Origin of the sequence: Clavibacter sp. A6099 (assembly GCF_021919125.1) — a bacterium.
Taxonomy (GTDB): domain Bacteria; phylum Actinomycetota; class Actinomycetes; order Actinomycetales; family Microbacteriaceae; genus Clavibacter; species Clavibacter seminis.
Map to the genome: position 1 here is coordinate 1 of NZ_CP083439.1, position 18,094 is coordinate 18,094.

Below are 18,094 nucleotides of genomic sequence, written 5' to 3' on the forward strand. Positions count from 1 at the left end.
ATGTCCGACCGCTCCGACCCGACGCACGCGATCTGGCAGAAGGTGCTCGCCGCCCTCACCGCGGACGATCGGATCACCCCGCAGCTGCACGGCTTCATCAGCCTGGTGGAGCCCAAGGGCGTCATGACCGGCACCCTGTACCTCGAGGTCCCCAACGACCTCACCCGCGGGATGCTCGAGCAGCGCATCCGCGTGCCGCTCCTGAACGCCATCGGCTCGCTCGACGAGGCGGCGGGCGTCAGCAATTTCGCCATCGTGGTCAACCCCGAGATCGCGCAGGACGCATTCGCCCAGCATCCCGAGCCGGCCGCCGAGCAGCCGTACATCGAGACGCCGACCATCACGGCGCCCACCGACAACCCGGGGCTGCCTGCCTCGCCGTCTCGCGGCGACTCGCGTCTCAACCCGAAGTACGGCTTCGACACCTTCGTCATCGGTGGGTCCAACCGGTTCGCCCACGCCGCGGCAGTCGCCGTGGCCGAGGCGCCGGCCAAGGCCTACAACCCCCTCTTCATCTACGGCGACTCCGGGCTCGGCAAGACCCACCTGCTGCACGCCATCGGCCACTACGCCATCAGCCTCTACCCCGGCATCCGCGTGCGGTACGTGAGCTCGGAGGAGTTCACCAACGACTTCATCAACTCGATCGCGAACAACCGGTCCTCGCTGTTCCAGTCGCGCTACCGCGACAACGACATCCTGCTGATCGACGACATCCAGTTCCTCCAGGGCAAGGACTCCACGCAGGAGGCCTTCTTCCACACCTTCAACACGCTGCACGACCACAACAAGCAGGTGGTCATCACGAGCGACCTGCCGCCGAAGCACCTCACGGGCTTCGAGGACCGCATGCGCTCGCGCTTCGAGTGGGGCCTCATCACCGACGTGCAGGCGCCCGACCTCGAGACGCGCATCGCGATCCTCCGCAAGAAGGCGCAGAGCGAGAAGCTGCAGGTGCCGGACGACATCCTCGAGTACATGGCTACCAAGGTCACGTCGAACATCCGCGAGCTCGAGGGCACGCTCATCCGCGTGACGGCGTTCGCGAGCCTCAACAAGACGCCGGTCGACCTCGCGCTCGTGCAGACGGTCCTGAAGGACCTGATCACCCTGGACGAGGACAACGTCATCGCGCCGGTCGACATCATCAACCACACCGCGGCCTACTTCAAGCTCACCGTCGACGACCTCTACGGCTCGTCCCGGTCCCAGGCCGTGGCCACGGCACGCCAGATCGCCATGTACCTCTGCCGCGAGCTGACCAACCTCTCGCTGCCCAAGATCGGCCAGCTGTTCGGCAACCGGGACCACACGACGGTCATGTACGCGAACAAGAAGATCACCGAGCTCATGAAGGAGCGCCGCTCCATCTACAACCAGGTGACGGAGCTCACGAGCCGGATCAAGCAGAACCACCGCTACGGCAAGATGTGACGCCGTCTGCACGCGCCGCTGAGGCGCGTGCACGACATCGGGCAGGAGAAGGGGTCGGACCACCAGGTCCGACCCCTTCTGCGTGCGCAGGCGGCAGCGGCACGGCGCCGACCGCTCCGGCGAGGACGGCCCGCGGGCCCTGGAGCGTGCCTCCCGGCTCGTGAGAGAGCGTCAGAGGGGCTGGATGCGCCGTTCCCCACAGTGTGCACAGAGTGTGGATAACTGTGGAGAACCGCCGGAGCCGATGTGGGTTCGAGGACCCGGCCTGTGGAACCGACGTCGTCGCATCGGTGGCATCCCGCCGAGTCCCCAGGCCGCTCCACACCCGTCCCACAACTTCCAGACGTGTAGTTCCCGCTCGATGACGGGGACTCCGGGAGTTGTCCACAGATTCCACAGCGGTTAAGACTATTGATCCTTAAACCCTTCATTGGATGTCGCCCAAGAACCTCAGGGTGTGGAGGGATCGACGGTCGTGGGGTCCCCCGTCGGCACGGCTAGCATTGACCGACAAATCTTCCGCTCATCGAGGGGTCCACAACGTGAAGTTCCAAGTCAACAGGGACGTCTTCAGCGAGGCGGTGTCCTTCGCCGTCAAGCTCCTGCCGCAGCGCACGACCCTCCCGATCCTGAGCGGGGTGCTCATCGAGGCGACCGAGGACGGACTGACGCTGTCGTCGTTCGACTACGAGGTCTCGGCGCGCACCCAGATCCAGGCGGACATCGAGGAGCCCGGCCGCGTGCTGGTCTCCGGCCGTCTGCTCGCGGACATCGCCAACCGGCTCCCCAACGCGCCCGTGCGGTTCACCACCGAGGACTCGAAGATCACGGTCTCGTGCGGATCGGCGCACTTCACGCTGCTGAGCATGCCCGTCGAGGAGTACCCGACCCTGCCGCAGATCTCGGAGCAGTCCGGCCTGCTGCCGGCCGAGCAGTTCGCCGCCGCGGTCTCGCAGGTCGCCGTCGCTGCATCGCGCGACGACGTGACGCCCGTGATCACCGGCGTCCAGCTCGAGGTGGGGGAGACGAGCCTCGGCCTGATCGCCACGGACCGCTACCGCGTGGCCGTGCGCGAGATCGACTGGGACGGCGGCGACTCCACGACCGACGGCAGCAGCCGGACCGCGCTGGTGCCCGCCCGCACCCTGCAGGAGATCGGCAAGACCTTCGGTCACAGCGGCACCATCTCGGTCGCCATCACGGACACCGACGACCGCCAGCTCATCGCGTTCAGCGCAGACAGGAAGACCGTCACGTCGCTGCTGATCCGCGGCAACTTCCCGCCGGTCAAGCGCCTGTTCCCCGAGACGGTCGACAACTACGCGGTCATCAACACGGCCGACCTCATCGAGGCGACCCGGCGCGTCCAGCTCGTGCTGGAGCGCGAGGCGGCCCTCCGGTTCACCTTCACGATCGACGGCCTCACCCTCGAGGCCATCGGATCCGAGCACGCGCAGGCATCGGAGAGCATCGACGCCCTCCTGACGGGCGTCGACACCGTGGTGTCGCTGAAGCCCCAGTTCCTGCTGGACGGCCTCGGCGCCGTCCACTCCGAGTTCGTCCGCCTCTCGTTCACGAAGACGGACAACCCCAACAAGCCCGGCCCCGTGCTCATCACGAGCCAGTCCTCCAAGGACCAGGCCGGCGCTGACAACTACCGGTACCTGCTGCAGCCGAACCTGCTGCTGCGCTAGACCGCGATCAAGGAGAGAACATGCACATCGGACTCGTCGGACTCGGCAAGATGGGCGCCCGCATGCGCGCGCGCCTCGAGGCGAACGGCATCGAGGTGACCGGCTACGACACCAACCCCGACGTCTCCGACGTGGCCACGCTCGACGACCTCGCCGCCGCGCTGCCCACCCCGCGCCTCGTCTGGGTCATGGTCCCGGCCGGCAAGGTCACGCAGAACGTCGTGGGCGACCTCGCGCGCATCCTGGAGCCGGGCGACCTCGTGATCGACGGCGGCAACTCCAAGTTCACCGACGACTTCGCGCACGCGGGACTGCTCGCGGAGAAGGGCATCGACTTCGTCGACGCCGGCGTCTCGGGAGGCGTATGGGGCCTCGAGAACGGCTACGGCCTCATGGTCGGCGGTCCGGTCGAGCAGGTCCAGCGGGCGATGCCCGTCTTCGACGCGTTGCGTCCCGAGGGACCCCGCGAGGAGGGCTTCGTCCACGTCGGCGACTCCGGCGCGGGGCACTACGCGAAGATGGTCCACAACGGCATCGAGTACGCGATGATGCAGTCGTTCGCGGAGGGCTACGAGCTCCTCGCGGCGCGCAAGGACATCATCAAGGACGTCACCGGCACCTTCGAGGCGTGGCAGCGCGGGACTGTCGTCCGCTCCTGGCTGCTCGAGCTCCTGGTCAAGGCCCTCAAGGAGGACCCGGGCTTCGAGGACATCGAGGGCTTCGTGCAGGATTCGGGCGAGGGCCGGTGGACCATCGAGGAGGCGCTCGACAACGCCGTCCCGATGCCCGCGATCAGCGCGTCGATCTTCGCGCGCTTCTCCTCCCGCCAGGAGGACTCCCCGGCCATGAAGGCCGTCGCGGCGCTGCGCAACCAGTTCGGCGGTCACTCGGTGCAGAAGAAGTCCTGACCACCGGATGATCGTCCGTCACCTCTCCCTGGGTGACTTCCGCAACTACACCCGCGCGGACGTCGCGCTCCTGCCGGGTGCCACCCTCTTCGTGGGGAGCAACGGGCAGGGCAAGACGAACCTGGTGGAGGCGTTGGGCTTCCTGAGCACGCTCGGGTCGCACCGCGTCTCCACCGACCAGGCGCTCATCCGCCAGGGCGCCGAATCCGCGGTGATCCGGGCGCTGCTGCAGCATGCTGGCCGGGAGCTCCGGGTGGAGGTGCAGATCAACCGGTCCGCCGCCAATCGCGCGCAGGTGAACAGCACGCCGACCAAGCCGCGCGAGCTGCCGCGGTACTTCTCGAGCGTCCTGTTCGCGCCGGAGGACCTCGCGCTCGTGCGGGGGGATCCATCGGGTCGCCGCCGGCTGCTGGACCAGCTGCTCGTGCTGCGCACGCCGCGGCTCGCCGGCGTGCTGTCCGACTACGACCGGGCGCTGAAGCAACGCAACACCCTGCTCAAGTCGGCTCGGGCGCGTGGGATGAAGGGCGACCAGCTCGGGACCCTCGACATCTGGGACGAGCGGCTCGTCGCGATCGGATCCCAGATCATCGCGGCGCGCGGCGCCCTGGTCGAGGCGCTGCAGCCGGAGCTCGCACGCGCGTACCTGGCGGTGGCGGGATCCGACCACGGTCCCTCCGCACGTCCCGAGCTGAGCATCCTCGCGGACGACCCGGGGGAGGACGACGTCGCGGACAAGACGGGCGCGCGCGACGGCGCCCGCTTCACGCGGACCGAGGACGTCGTGCCGGTCTTCACCGCGGCAATCGCGCGCATGCGACCGCGCGAGCTCGAGCGGGGTCTGACCCTGGTCGGCCCGCACCGCGACGATGTGCTGTTCCGGCTCAACGGGTTACCCGCGAAGGGCTACGCCAGCCACGGGGAGTCGTGGTCGTTCGCCCTCGCGGTGAAGCTCGCGTCGGCGGAGCTGCTGCGACGGGACTCGCAGACGGGGGATCCCGTGCTGATCCTCGACGACGTGTTCGCCGAGCTCGACCAGGCCAGGCGCGGGCGCCTCGCGGAGGCCGTCACCGGCTTCGAGCAGGTGCTCATCACCGCGGCCGTGTTCGAGGACGTGCCCGCGCACCTGGCCGCGAACGCCGTGCACATCCGGGCCGGCGAGATCGTGGACGCTCCGACGCCTGCGCCGGCATCCGACGCCGAGGACGGGGGAGCGGCGTGATCCCCCGCGCACCCGACGGCGGTCCCATGCCCGAGTCGGAGGCGGTGGCCGTGTACCGCCGGTTCCGCAAGGTGTTCGGCGACGCGTCCGTGCGGTCGCCGTCTGCGCGGAAGCGCCGGGAGCAGAAGGCCGGCAGCTCGCCCTTCCAGCCCGGACGGGATCCCGACTCCCTCGGGAACGTGATGGATTCGCTCACCTCGCGGATGGGCTGGACGTCCTCGCTGTCGCAGGCCGAGCTCATGGCTGCCTGGACGACGATCGCCGGCGAGGAGACGGCCGTGCACTCGTCCCCCGTCGGCATCGAGGACGGTCTCCTCACGGTCGAGTGCGAGTCGACGGCGTGGGCGACCCAGCTGCGGTTGATGCGCGTGGAGATCACGACGCGCATCGCCGAGCGCTTCCCCGACGCGGGCATCCGGTCGATCCGCTTCCAGGGGCCCAACGCCCCGTCCTGGAAAAAGGGTCCCAGGTCGATCCCAGGGCGGGGCCCGCGCGATACCTACGGCTAGGGAGGCGAATCAGGTCACCCCCGTCGGGAAAGCGCGTCAGCGGGCCGGATAGAGAGGTGCGGAGCCTACTACTGCGATAGAATGAAGGGTCGCCCGCAGTCCAGGGACGACGGTCCCCGGTTCATCTCCTGATCCGCGCGCGGCCGCCGTCGGGCAGGGGCGCGTCGACGCGGCAGGAGCCACCACTTCATGACATCGGATGCCACTCAGGACCTCCCCGACGACTCCACCCCCGACGAGGTGGAGGTCGAGGAGACGCACAACGACTCCGACCACATCACCCGCCAGCAGGTGAGCAACGACTACGGCGCCAACGAGATCCAGGTGCTCGAGGGCCTCGAGGCCGTGCGCAAGCGGCCCGGCATGTACATCGGGTCCACCGGCCCGCGCGGTCTGCACCACCTGGTGAGCGAGATCGTCGACAACTCCGTCGACGAGGCCCTCGCCGGGTTCGCCAGCGACATCCAGATCACCATGCGCAAGGACGGCGGGATCCGCGTCGTCGACGACGGTCGCGGGATCCCCGTGGACATCCACCCCGTCGAGGGCATCTCCACGGTCGAGCTCGTCCTCACCAAGCTGCACGCCGGCGGCAAGTTCGGCGGCGGCGGATACGCGGTGTCCGGCGGCCTGCACGGCGTCGGCAGCTCCGTGGTGAACGCGCTGTCGGAGCGCCTCGACGTCGAGGTCCGCCGCCAGGGCGCCGTGTGGCGCCAGAGCTTCACCATCGGCGTGCCGGACGCACCGCTCCAGAAGGGAGAGGGATCCACCGAGACGGGCACCACCATCACCTTCTGGCCGAGCCGCGAGATCTTCGAGACCGTCGAGTTCGACTACGACACCCTGCGCGCGCGCTTCCAGCAGATGGCCTTCCTCAACAAGGGCCTGGCATTGACGCTGCACGACGAGCGCTCGGGCGACGCCGCGGAGCACCGCACCGAGAAGTTCCTCTACGAGCGGGGACTCGTCGACTACGTGGAGCACCTCGTCAAGGCGAAGAAGACCGAGGTCGTCAACGCCGACGTCATCGCCTTCGAGTCCGAGGACACGGTCAAGAAGATCAGCCTCGAGGTCGCGATGCAGTGGACCACCTCCTACACGGAGAGCGTCCACACCTACGCCAACACCATCAACACGCACGAGGGCGGCACGCACGAGGAGGGGTTCCGCGCGGCGCTCACCACGCTCGTCAACCGCTATGCGCGCGAGAACAAGCTGCTCCGCGAGAAGGACGAGAACCTCACGGGCGACGATGTCCGCGAGGGCCTCACCGCCGTCATCTCGGTGAAGCTCGGCGAGCCGCAGTTCGAGGGCCAGACCAAGACCAAGCTCGGCAACACCGAGGCCAAGGCCTACGTCCAGCGCATCGTCGGACAGCAGCTGGGGGACTGGCTCGAGAAGAACCCCTCGCAGGCGAAGGACATCATCCGCAAGGGGATGCAGGCTTCGCAGGCGCGTCTCGCCGCTCGCAAGGCGCGCGAGCAGACCCGACGCAAGGGCCTCCTCGAGTCGGGCGGCATGCCCGGCAAGCTCAAGGACTGCCAGAGCAAGGACCCGGCGCTCAGCGAGGTCTTCCTCGTCGAGGGCGACTCGGCCGGCGGATCCGCGGTGCAGGGGCGCAACCCCACGACGCAGGCGATCCTCCCGCTGCGAGGCAAGATCCTCAACGTCGAGAAGGCCCGGCTCGACCGCGCGCTGCAGAACAACGAGGTGCAGTCGATGATCACCGCGTTCGGCGCGGGCATCGGCGAGGACTTCAACGCCGAGAAGGTCAGGTACCACAAGATCGTGCTGATGGCCGACGCGGACGTCGACGGCCAGCACATCACGACCCTCCTGCTCACCCTGCTGTTCCGCTACATGCGGCCCCTCATCGAGCTCGGCTACGTGTACCTCGCGCAGCCGCCGCTGTACCGGCTCAAGTGGTCGAACGCCGAGCACCAGTACGTCTACACCGATGCCGAGCGCGATGCCCTGCTGGTGCACGGGCAGGCCAACGGGAAGAAGATGCCGAAGGACAACGGCATCCAGCGCTACAAGGGCCTCGGCGAGATGGACTACAAGGAGCTGTGGGAGACCACCATGGATCCGGCCACCCGGACGCTCATGCAGGTCACGCTCGACGACGCGGCGGGTGCCGACGAGGTGTTCTCGACGCTGATGGGCGAGGACGTCGAGTCCCGCCGGAGCTTCATCCAGCGCAACGCCAAGGACGTCAGGTTCCTCGACATCTGATCGACCGGGCGGCGGCACGGCACGATGCCCACCGCCGCCCCATGCCGACCCCACGATCCACCGACCTCTGAACGGGACCTCCATGGCCGACGACAACACTCCGGACGACGAGCAGGGCACGGGGGCGACCCCGGACGACGAGCAGGCGTCGTCGACCGACGACGCCCTTCCCCAGGAGGGCGTGACGCCGGCGTCCGCCGCCGCCGCGGCATCCGACTCCCTGCCCGGTGCGATCGTCGACCCCGATGCCACCGTCGTCGTCACGCACGACCGCATCGAGCAGGTCGACCTCCAGCTCGAGATGCAGCGCTCGTTCCTCGACTACGCGATGAGCGTCATCGTCCAGCGCGCCCTCCCCGAGGTGCGCGACGGCCTCAAGCCCGTGCACCGCCGCGTGATCTACGCCATGTACGACGGCGGCTACCGTCCCGACCGCTCCTTCTTCAAGTCGGCCCGCGTGGTCGGCGAGGTCATGGGGCAGTTCCACCCGCACGGCGACTCGTCCATCTACGACGCGCTGGTGCGGCTCGTCCAGCCGTGGAGCCTCCGCTACCCGCTGGCGCTCGGCCAGGGCAACTTCGGCTCGGCCGGCAACGACGGCGCCGCCGCGCCGCGATACACCGAGACCAAGATGGCGCCGCTGGCCATGGAGATGGTCCGGGACATCACCGAGGACACGGTCGACTTCCAGGACAACTACGACGGCCGCACGCTCGAGCCGAAGATCCTGCCGTCGCGCTTCCCGAACCTGCTGGTCAACGGATCCGTCGGCATCGCGGTCGGCATGGCCACCAACATCCCGCCGCACAACCTCCGCGAGGTCGCGTCCGGCGCCCAGTGGCTGCTCGCCCACCCCGACGCGAACCGGGAGGAGCTCCTCGAGGCGCTCCTCGAGCGGATCAAGGGGCCGGACTTCCCGACGGGTGCGCAGGTGCTCGGCACCAAGGGCATCATCGACGCGTACCGCACGGGCCGCGGGTCCATCACGATGCGCGCGGTCGTCGCGGTCGAGGAGATCCAGGGCCGCGTGTGCCTCGTGGTCACCGAGCTGCCGTACCAGGTGAACCCCGACAACCTCGCGATCAAGATCGCCGAGCTCGTGAAGGACGGCAAGCTCGGCGGAGTCGCCGACATCCGCGACGAGACCTCGGGCCGCACCGGCCAGCGCCTCGTCATCGTGCTCAAGCGCGACGCGGTGGCGAAGGTCGTGCTGAACAACCTCTACAAGCACACGCAGCTGCAGGAGAACTTCGGCGCGAACATGCTGGCGATCGTCGACGGGATCCCACGGACCCTCGCGCTCGACGGCTTCATCTCCGCGTGGGTCGACCACCAGATCGACGTCATCGTCCGCCGCACGCAGTACCGACTCAACGAGGCCGAGGCCCGTGCGCACATCCTGCGCGGATACCTGAAGGCGCTCGACGCGCTCGACGACGTCATCGCGCTGATCCGCCGGTCGGAGACGGTCGAGGTCGCGCGCAGCGGGCTGATGAAGCTGCTCGACATCGACGAGCTGCAGGCCAACGCCATCCTCGAGATGCAGCTCCGACGCCTCGCCGCGCTCGAGCGCCAGAAGATCCAGGACCAGGCGGCCGAGCTCGAGCAGCGCATCGCCGAGTACAAGCACATCCTGGCGACGCCCACCGTGCAGCGCGAGATCATCAGCACCGAGCTGCAGGAGATCACCGACAAGTACGGCGACGACCGGCGCACGGAGATCATGCTCGGCTTCGACGGCGACATGAGCATGGAGGACCTCATCCCCGAGGAGGAGATGGTGGTCACGGTCACGCGCGGCGGGTACATCAAGCGCACGCGCATCGACAACTACCGCAGCCAGCACCGTGGAGGCAAGGGCGTCCGCGGCGCGCAGCTCCGGGCGGACGACGTGGTCGAGCACTTCTTCGTCACGACCACGCACCACTGGCTCCTCTTCCTCACGGACAAGGGCCGCGTCTACCGCGCCAAGGCGTACGAGCTGCAGGAGGCCGGCCGCGACGCCAAGGGCCAGCACGTGGCGAACCTGCTCGCCATGCAGCCGGACGAGGAGATCCAGCAGGTCCTCGACATCCGCGACTACCAGGTGGCGCAGTACCTCGTTCTCGCGACCCGCGACGGCCTGATGAAGAAGACGGCCCTCACGGAGTACGACACGAACCGCACCGGCGGCATCATCGCGATCAACCTCCGCGACGGAGACGCGCTCGTGTCGGCGCTGCTGGTGGACGAGGACGACGACCTGCTCCTCGTGTCGCGCAAGGGCATGTCGCTGCGGTTCTCCGCCGACAACCAGGCGCTCCGTCCGATGGGCCGGTCGACGTCCGGCGTGAAGGGCATGACGTTCCGCGGGGACGACACGCTCCTCAGCGCATCCGTCGTCGGCGAGCAGGGCTACGTGTTCGTCGTCACCGAGGGGGGCTTCGCGAAGCGCACAGCCGCGGACCAGTACCGCGTGCAGAACCGCGGCGGCATGGGCATCAAGGTGGCCAAGCTGCAGGATGCCCGAGGCGACCTCGCGGGTGCGCTCATCGTCGGCGAGGAGGACGAGATCCTCGTCGTGCTCGCCAGCGGCAAGGTGGTACGGTCTGTCGTGGCCGAGGTCCCGGCTAAGGGCCGCGACACCATGGGTGTCGTGTTCGCCCGGTTCGCGGACGACGACAGGATCATCTCACTGGCCAAGAACTCCGAACGCAACCTGGTGGTCCCCGAAGCTGCGCCCGACGCGTCCGACGGTACCGCCGCTGGAAAGGGAACACCTGATGAGTAGTGTCGCCGAGAAGCTCGCGAAGAAGTCGTCGCGGGCCACCACCACCAAGCAGGTGCGGCTCAAGCTCGTGTACGTCGACTTCTGGTCGGCGCTGAAGCTCGCGTTCCTCTTCTCCGTGGTGCTCGGCATCATCACCGTCGTCGCGACGTTCCTCATCTACGTCGTGCTGCAGACCACGAACGTGTTCGGGACGGTCGACCAGCTGTTCCAGGAGGTGTCCGGATCCGCGGACTTCTCCCTCCAGGACGTCTTCGGCCTCGGCCAGGTGCTCGGCTTCGCGATCGTCGTGGCCGTGCTCAACATCGTCGTCGGCACCGTGCTCGGCGCCGTGGCCGCGCTGCTCTACAACCTGAGCGTGCGCATCACGGGCGGCGTCCTCGTCGGCTTCACCAACGCGTAGCCGATTGGGAGAAACGGGCAGGCGTACGGTAACGTGTACCTGCCCGATGGGGATATAGCTCAGTTGGTTAGAGCGCTTCACTGATAATGAAGAGGTCCCAGGTTCAAATCCTGGTATCCCCACCAACACCCCCGGATCCGCATGATCCGGGGGCATGGCGGGAAGCGAGTCGGTAGATCGCAAGGCGATCCGAGGCTCGCCGATCGGGGTCATAGCTCAATTGGTAGAGCGCCTGCTTTGCAAGCAGGAGGTCCGGGGTTCGATTCCCCGTGACTCCACATCTCGCCCGTCACAGGGCCTCTGCCCCTCTCCGAGCTCGCGTCGAGCTCGACCGCACGACGAAGGCCCGGACACCTCTCGGTGTCCGGGCCTTCGTCGGATCGCGGGGCGATCGCGGAACGGGGATCAGCTCGCGGGCTGGTCCTTCGCGGTCGCGTCGACGGCCTCGGGCTCGTCGTCGGCGATCCACAGGTCGTCGTCCGCGCGGAACGTCTGGTACAGCGCGTAGCCGACGCCCCCGACCACCACGACGCCGAGCGCGATGAGGGCGACTCCGCCGAAGCCGAGGCCCTTCTTCGCGGGCGCCACCTGCGGCACGTAGCGGCCCACGTAGGAGCGGCCGTTGTCGACGTAGTGCTTGCCGAACTCCTGCGCCTTGGAGGAGACCTTGCCGGCCTTCTTGACCGCGTCCTTCACCTGCTTGCTGTTGCGGATGCCCTCGGTCGCGGCGACCGCGGATCCCGCAGCCCCGGCGACGGCAGGGAGGACCGTGTGGGTGAAGCCCTTGTATGCGGAGTCTGCCGCGGTGCGGACGCGCTCGGCACCGGCCTCGTAGCCCGGACGGATGTGGTCGTCGACGCCGCGCTTGACGGCGGGGACGACATGCTGGTCGGAGAGCTTGCGGGCGGTGTGCGCGGCCTCGGCCACGACGACGTTGGCCCGGTCGAGGACCTCGCGCTGCTCCTTGAGGACGGCGGCCGCGTGGGTGCGGAGCTTCGCCAACTCCTTCTTGTTCTTGCGTGACAGACCCAAGGGGACCTCCATCGGTATGATTTCGCCAGGAATCCCCAGTCTGGCACGGGTGCCTCTGCGGGCAAACACGATGGAGCCTGTGCGTCCGCCGAGTCCCAGCTCCGCCATGAGACCATTGCTCCATGTCTGCGCACACTCACGTCGCCACCATGACGACCAACCACGGCACCATCGTCCTCAACCTCTTCGGGTCCCACGCGCCCCAGACCGTCGAGAACTTCGTCGGCCTCGCCACGGGCGAGAAGGAGTGGACCCACCCCCAGACCGGCAAGAAGTCGACCGACCCGCTCTACGACGGAGTCGTCTTCCACCGCATCATCAAGGACTTCATGCTCCAGGGCGGCGACCCGCTCGGCCAGGGCACCGGCGGCCCGGGCTACCAGTTCGACGACGAGATCAGCCGCGACCTCGACTTCTCCAAGCCCTACATCCTGGCCATGGCCAACGCCGGCACGCAGGGCGGCCGCGGCACGAACGGCTCGCAGTTCTTCATCACCACGGCGCCCACGACGTGGCTCCAGGGCAAGCACACGATCTTCGGCGAGGTCGCCGACGACGCGTCCAAGAAGGTCGTCGACGCGCTCAACGCGGTCCCGACCGACGGCCGCGACCGTCCCCGCGAGGACGTCGTGATCGAGAGCGTCACCGTCGAGAAGGTCTGATGACCGACTCACCCCGTACGGCGGCCGACCGCTGCTACCGGCACCCCGACCGGCAGAGCTTCGTGCTGTGCCAGCGATGCGGGCGGACCATCTGCCCCGAGTGCCAGACGCCGGCCGCCGTCGGGGTGATCTGCCCCGAGGACATGAAGGAGCAGCGTCGTACCGCTCCCCGTTCCCGGGCGTCCTTCGTCACGCGGATGACGCGGAGCTCCGCCCCCGTCGTGACGTACGGGATCATGGCGGTCTGCGCCGTCATATGGATCCTGCAGGTGCTGCCCGTCGTCGGCGGGTACGTGACCACGTCGCTGTGGTTCGCCCCTGTCTACGGCAGCGTCGCGTCCGACGCCTACGAGCCGTGGCGCATGCTCACGAGCGCCTTCACGCACTCGCCCGACAGCATCCTCCACATCGTGTTCAACATGCTGTCGGTCTTCGTCTTCGGCCGCGTCCTCGAGCCCATGCTCGGACGCGCCCGCTTCCTCGCCCTCTTCCTGATCTCGGCGCTCGGCGGATCCCTGGCCGTCGAGGTCATCGGCGCCGCCATGGGCGAGCCGCTGCAAGCCGTCGTCGGCGCCTCAGGAGCGATCTTCGGGCTCATGGGCGGCTACTTCGTGCTCGCCCGCAAGCTGGGCGGCAACGTCGGCCCTCTCCTCGGCATCATCGTGATCAACCTGCTGCTCGGCTTCGTCGTGCAGGGCGTCTCCTGGCAGGCGCACGTAGGCGGGCTGGTGACGGGAGCGCTCGTGGCGCTCGTGCTCCTGCGCACGCGGGACGCCCGCCAGCGGGGTGCGCAGATCGGCTCCCTCGCGGGCATCGCGGTGGCCATCGTCGTCGCGGCGGCCGTGTTCCCCGTCGCCCTCTGACCGACACCCACTCGCGCGCCGCCCTGGATGGGGCGGCGCGTTCGTCGTTGCTGCCGTCAGCGGATCCTCATGCCCGCGGGCAGCAGCGGGGTTATCCACAGGCCAGTCCACAGTGGGGATAGTTACACGCGTGTGATTAGCAGCCGAGGGGGGTCGGTCGCTGACGGCACGGCGCCATGTCGAATCCGAGCGGATCGCGACGCTCGTGGGCTTCCACGGGTAACCCGTCGTGCCGGCGGGATCCGGCGGAGCGCTCAGCTCGGTTCTCCACATGTGTGGACGGTTGTGCACAGGACGTCTGTGGACAACGCAGGGCACCAGGGTGCCCCTGGCCGGATGCAGAAGAGCCCGTCACCAGCTGATGGTGACGGGCTCTTCTGATCGCGCTCGGGTCAGCGCCACCTGGTGGTCATGAGGAAGCCGACCAGGATGAGGCCGAAGCCGATGAGGATGTTGCCGACGCCGAGGTCGGGGATGGGGAAGGCGTTGAGGCTGACGTAGTACACGATCAGCCACGCGAGCCCGACGAGCATGAAGCCGAACATGATGGGCTTGAACCACACGGGGTTCGGGGCGTCCTCGTCCCGCACGCGTTCCTGGCGGGAGGGTCTCGTCGTCTTGTCGCGGGCCATGCGGAGATTCTAGCCGTACCCTCCTCCACCGGGCCGGGAGGATGCCCGGCTGCACGGGGCGCCTGTGGCGGCGTCGCGCACATCCCGGACACCTACAATCGGCACATGAGCGCTCAGGAACCCGCCCCTTCGCGCCGCGCGATGCGGCGACGCGGCCGGCGGGGCGATGCGCTCCTCGGCACGGTCGGCGTCCTCGGCGAGCTCCTCCTCACGGCCGGCGTGCTCATCATGCTGTTCCTGGGGTGGCAGCTGTGGTTCAACGACATCGTCGTCAGCAGCGGCCAGCGCGACCAGGCGCTGGAGAACAGCCGGAGCTGGGCCACGGCCGCGCCGGACGCGGCGGCCTCTCCCGACCCGGCCGCCACGCCCGCTGCACCGGGGGATCCCGTCATCACCACCGCGCCCACGTCGGACGCCACCGACTTCGGCAACATCTACATCCCGCGCTTCGGATCCGACTACGTGGTGCCGGTCGCGACGGGCGTCGGGCTCGGCAACGTGCTGAACCTCGGCAAGATCGGGCACTACCGCGAGACGCAGATGCCGGGCCAGGTGGGCAACTTCGCCGTCGCCGCGCACCGCACGACGTACGGCAAGCCCTTCAACCAGATCACGGATCTGCGGGTGGGGGATGCCATCGTCGTCGAGACGCAGGACGGCTGGTACACCTACCGCTTCCGTACACTCGAGTACGTGAAGCCCACCGGAGTCGACGTGCTCGACGAGGTGCCCCAGGCACCGGACGCGCAGCCCGGGGACCGCATCCTCACGATGACGAGCTGCAACCCGCTCTTCTCGGCCGCCGAGCGCGTGGTCGCGTACAGCGTCTTCGAGTCCTGGCAGCCGCGCTCGGATGCGTCCACGCCCGCGGCGCTGGCCGGCACGTCGTTCGCGAAGGCGGGCTGAGCGTGTACGCGGCCTTCTGGCGTGTCCTGCCCGGCCCGGTGTGGGTCCGACTGCTCATCGTCCTCGTGCTGCTCGCGGCCGTCCTCTTCTCCCTCGTCACCTGGGTCTTCCCCTGGGTCGACTCCATCGTCAACACCCAGGAAGTCACGGTGCATCAGTGACACGCGTCCTCGTCATCGACAACTACGACAGCTTCGTCTACACGCTCAACGGGTACCTGCAGCAGCTGGGCGCCGAGACCGTGGTGATGCGCAACGACGACCACGCCGCCGCCGACATGGCCGGGGTCATCTCCGAGTACGACGCGGTGCTCGTGTCGCCGGGGCCGGGGAAGCCCTCCGAGGCCGGCGTCTCGATCCCCACGGTCACGGCGGCGCTCGCATCCGGCACTCCGCTGCTCGGGGTCTGCCTCGGGCACCAGGCGATCGCGGAGGCGTTCGGCGCCACCGTGACCAACGCCGAGGAGCTCATGCACGGCAAGACCTCGCTCGTGACGCACGACGACGGGGAGTTCTACCTCGGAGTGCCGCAGCCGTTCACGGCGACGCGCTACCACTCGCTCGCGGTCGTCGACGGGACGGTGCCGTCCGACCTGGTGGTCACGTCGCGCACCGAGGGCGGGGTGATCATGGGCCTGCGTCACGAGGCGGCGCCCATCGTCGGCGTGCAGTTCCACCCGGAGTCCGTCCTGACCGAGGGCGGCTACCGCATGCTCGGCAACTGGCTGGAGGGCGCCGGGCTCGCCGGGGCTCGCGACACCGCCTCGCGGCTGTCGCCGCTCGTCCGCGTGGCCTGAGCCGTCCGGCGAGGACGCCGTCCAGCGGCGGCCGCCGGGCGCCAGCGCTCCTGGAGGACGCTCTCGTCTACCGAGCTGTCCCTGGCCGAGCCGACGAGTGCGTAGCGGTGGCCTGCGGCGTGGCGACCGACCGAGGTCGGGCGGGTCATGCGCGGTGAGGCGCGTGCGCTGATCAGCCGCGCGCGGGATCCGCGGTCGGCGTGCCCGTGGTGGGCGCGGGCGTGCTGCGGACCGCGCCCGTGCAGTACGTGAGGCCCACCGTAGAGCGCTGGGCGACGTCTCCCGGCGGCACCGACTGCTGGCTCACCGGGGATCCGTCTGCTCGGCTGCAGGACGGGTCGCGACGGGTGGTGACGACGAGATCCGATGCCTCGAGGAGCTTCTGCGCGTCCACGAGCGGCTGGCCGAGCACGTCCGGCAGGGCGACCTTGCCGTTGGACAGGATGAGCTTGACCGCGGAGCCCTGGTCGACCTGCTGGGAGGATGCCGGCTCCGTCTGCATGACCACGCCGTCGGGGACCGTCGGCGACGACTGGCGGACCACCTCGCCCACCTTGAGCCCCGCCGCCTCGAGGGCCGCGGTGGCGGTGCCCTCGTCCATGTTCATGACGTTCGGGACCTGGACCTCCGGCGGGCCGGAGGAGACGAAGACGTCGATCTCGGTCTTGGCGGCCACGTTCTCGCCCGGGTCCGGGTTGGTGCGCAGCACGATGCCCTCGGCGACCGAGGTGCTGGCCTCCTCGCGTTCGAGGGGGACGAGGTCGGCCTCCTCGAGGGCCGCGGCCGCGCTCGCGTAGGTGGAGCCCGTGACGTCGGGGACGGTCGGGCTGATGTCGGGCGGCGCGATGTTGCTGAGGCTGGTGACCCAGATGACGACGGCGATGAGGATCACGACGACCACGGTGACGCCGGCCCAGATCCAGGGCACCGGCGGGCGGCTCTGGGTGCGCACGGTGCGGTCGTCGTCGACGCCGAGCTGACGGAGCGCCTGCTGGGAGGAGGACGGGCCGGCGGGGGCACCGAAGAGCGTGGCACCCACGTCGTTGGTCGGCGCCTCGCGGGGAGCGAGCGTGCCCGCGGCGGCGCGATCGAGGTCGGTGCGGAAGTCGCCCGCCGTCTGGAACCGCGCGTAGCGGTCCTTCGCCATGGCGTGCAGGACGACCTGGTCGAGCTGGGGGGAGACGGCGTCCTGCACGGTGCTCGGCGCGACGGGCGTCTCGCTGACGTGCTGGTAGGCGACGGCGACGGCCGTGTCGGCGCGGAACGGCGCCTGGCCGGTGAGCATCTCGAAGAGGACGACGCCGGCGGAGTAGAGGTCGGTGCGCGCATCCACCGACTCGCCCTTGGCCTGCTCGGGGGAGAAGTAGCGAGCGGTGCCGAGGATGGCGGTGGTCTGCGCGATGGTGGCCGAGGTGTCGGACACGGCGCGCGCGATGCCGAAGTCCATGACCTTCACCTGGCCGGTGGACGTGACCATGATGTTGCCGGGCTTGATGTCGCGGTGGACGACGCCCGCGCGGTGCGAGTACTCGAGAGCGGTGAGGACCTGGCCCATGATGCGGACCGCTTCGTCCGGATCGAGCGGGCCGTCGGTGATGACGTCCTTGAGGAGGCGGCCCTCGACCCGCTCCATGACGATGAAGGGGACCGTGTGCGAGGCGCCGTCCTGGTCGGTGACGACGTCCTCGCCCGCGTCGAAGACCCGCACGATGGTGGGGTGCGACATGCGCGCGGCCGCCTGTGCCTCCTGGCGGAAGCGGCTGCGGAAGGCGGGATCCTCGGCGAGGCCGCGGCGCAGCACCTTGACGGCCACCCGGCGACCGAGTCGGGAGTCGACGCCCTCGAAGACGTCGGCCATGCCCCCGCGACCCAGCAGCGCCCCGACCTCGTAGCGGCCGCCCAGCACACGCGTGTCGGTCACGGACTGCCTCTCGTCGGGATCGGGAATCGAACGGGGATGAGCTTACCGGGGGTCCGCTGGGGATCCGGGCGGCACCGCGACGCACGGACGGGGGCGGGCGACCCGCCGCC

16 protein-coding genes and 2 tRNA genes are annotated in these 18,094 nt (G+C 69.1%); 15 read left to right on the top strand and 3 right to left on the bottom strand.

The window, feature by feature from the left end; genetic code table 11:
• From dnaA to KYT88_RS00050, 10 genes are all read left to right on the top strand, one after another.
• Entirely contained in the window at positions 1-1,434 is a 1,434-nt protein-coding gene (gene dnaA, locus KYT88_RS00005; RefSeq protein WP_011931220.1) for a chromosomal replication initiator protein DnaA, read from the top strand.
• A gap of 542 nt (positions 1,435-1,976) precedes the next feature.
• On the top strand, positions 1,977-3,128 hold the full coding sequence (gene dnaN, locus KYT88_RS00010) for a DNA polymerase III subunit beta (RefSeq protein WP_043583638.1): 1,152 nt from the start codon (positions 1,977-1,979) through the stop codon (positions 3,126-3,128).
• 20 nt (positions 3,129-3,148) lie between these two features.
• A complete protein-coding gene (gene gnd / locus KYT88_RS00015; RefSeq protein WP_011931222.1) occupies positions 3,149-4,036 on the top strand; it encodes a phosphogluconate dehydrogenase (NAD(+)-dependent, decarboxylating) in 888 nt (295 codons plus the stop codon).
• 7 nt (positions 4,037-4,043) lie between these two features.
• Entirely contained in the window at positions 4,044-5,258 is a 1,215-nt protein-coding gene (gene recF / locus KYT88_RS00020) for a DNA replication/repair protein RecF (protein ID WP_043583636.1), read from the top strand.
• A complete protein-coding gene (locus KYT88_RS00025) occupies positions 5,255-5,767 on the top strand; it encodes a DciA family protein (protein ID WP_079533820.1) in 513 nt (170 codons plus the stop codon). The genes recF and KYT88_RS00025 overlap by 4 nt, the downstream gene beginning before the upstream one ends.
• A gap of 189 nt (positions 5,768-5,956) precedes the next feature.
• Complete coding sequence (gyrB, locus tag KYT88_RS00030) at positions 5,957-8,002, top strand: DNA topoisomerase (ATP-hydrolyzing) subunit B (RefSeq protein ID WP_043583634.1); 2,046 nt, start codon at positions 5,957-5,959, stop codon at positions 8,000-8,002.
• An 82-nt stretch (positions 8,003-8,084) separates the two neighbouring features.
• Positions 8,085-10,772 (top strand): DNA gyrase subunit A, encoded by a 2,688-nt coding sequence (gene gyrA / locus KYT88_RS00035; protein ID WP_119374000.1) that lies wholly within the window; start codon positions 8,085-8,087, stop codon positions 10,770-10,772.
• Complete coding sequence (locus KYT88_RS00040; RefSeq protein WP_011931227.1) at positions 10,765-11,172, top strand: DUF3566 domain-containing protein; 408 nt, start codon at positions 10,765-10,767, stop codon at positions 11,170-11,172. The genes gyrA and KYT88_RS00040 overlap by 8 nt, the downstream gene beginning before the upstream one ends.
• 48 nt (positions 11,173-11,220) lie before the next feature.
• Positions 11,221-11,297: transfer RNA gene (locus KYT88_RS00045), tRNA-Ile, on the top strand.
• 80 nt (positions 11,298-11,377) lie between these two features.
• Positions 11,378-11,450 (top strand) — tRNA-Ala (locus KYT88_RS00050).
• Positions 11,451-11,577: 127 nt separating this feature from the next.
• Here the strand turns inward: KYT88_RS00050 and KYT88_RS00055 are convergent.
• A complete protein-coding gene (locus KYT88_RS00055; RefSeq protein ID WP_234424836.1) occupies positions 11,578-12,204 on the bottom strand; it encodes a hypothetical protein in 627 nt (208 codons plus the stop codon).
• Between the two features lie 122 nt (positions 12,205-12,326).
• On the opposite strand from KYT88_RS00055, the gene KYT88_RS00060 reads away from it, so the two are divergent.
• Positions 12,327-12,866: a peptidylprolyl isomerase gene (locus tag KYT88_RS00060; protein WP_015488823.1), complete on the top strand. Its 540-nt coding sequence runs from the start codon at positions 12,327-12,329 to the stop codon at positions 12,864-12,866.
• A complete protein-coding gene (locus KYT88_RS00065; RefSeq protein WP_043583631.1) occupies positions 12,866-13,729 on the top strand; it encodes a rhomboid family intramembrane serine protease in 864 nt (287 codons plus the stop codon). The genes KYT88_RS00060 and KYT88_RS00065 overlap by 1 nt, the downstream gene beginning before the upstream one ends.
• A 392-nt stretch (positions 13,730-14,121) precedes the next feature.
• Here the strand turns inward: KYT88_RS00065 and KYT88_RS00070 are convergent, their stop codons facing one another.
• Entirely contained in the window at positions 14,122-14,361 is a 240-nt protein-coding gene (locus tag KYT88_RS00070; protein ID WP_015488825.1) for a cell division protein CrgA, read from the bottom strand.
• 105 nt (positions 14,362-14,466) lie between these two features.
• Between KYT88_RS00070 and KYT88_RS00075 the strand changes: the two genes are divergently transcribed.
• From KYT88_RS00075 to KYT88_RS00085, 3 genes are read left to right on the top strand one after another with little or no spacing between them, the layout of a single operon-like run.
• Positions 14,467-15,267: a class E sortase gene (locus tag KYT88_RS00075; RefSeq protein WP_043583629.1), complete on the top strand. Its 801-nt coding sequence runs from the start codon at positions 14,467-14,469 to the stop codon at positions 15,265-15,267.
• Between the two features lie 2 nt (positions 15,268-15,269).
• Positions 15,270-15,428 (top strand): hypothetical protein, encoded by a 159-nt coding sequence (locus KYT88_RS00080; RefSeq protein ID WP_043560276.1) that lies wholly within the window; start codon positions 15,270-15,272, stop codon positions 15,426-15,428.
• Complete coding sequence (locus tag KYT88_RS00085) at positions 15,425-16,063, top strand: anthranilate synthase component II (protein ID WP_043583627.1); 639 nt, start codon at positions 15,425-15,427, stop codon at positions 16,061-16,063. The genes KYT88_RS00080 and KYT88_RS00085 overlap by 4 nt, the downstream gene beginning before the upstream one ends.
• Positions 16,064-16,235: 172 nt before the next feature.
• On the opposite strand, the gene pknB is transcribed toward KYT88_RS00085, so the two are convergent.
• Positions 16,236-17,984: a Stk1 family PASTA domain-containing Ser/Thr kinase gene (gene pknB / locus KYT88_RS00090; protein ID WP_043583626.1), complete on the bottom strand. Its 1,749-nt coding sequence runs from the start codon at positions 17,982-17,984 to the stop codon at positions 16,236-16,238.
• Positions 17,985-18,094: the final 110 nt, after the last annotated feature.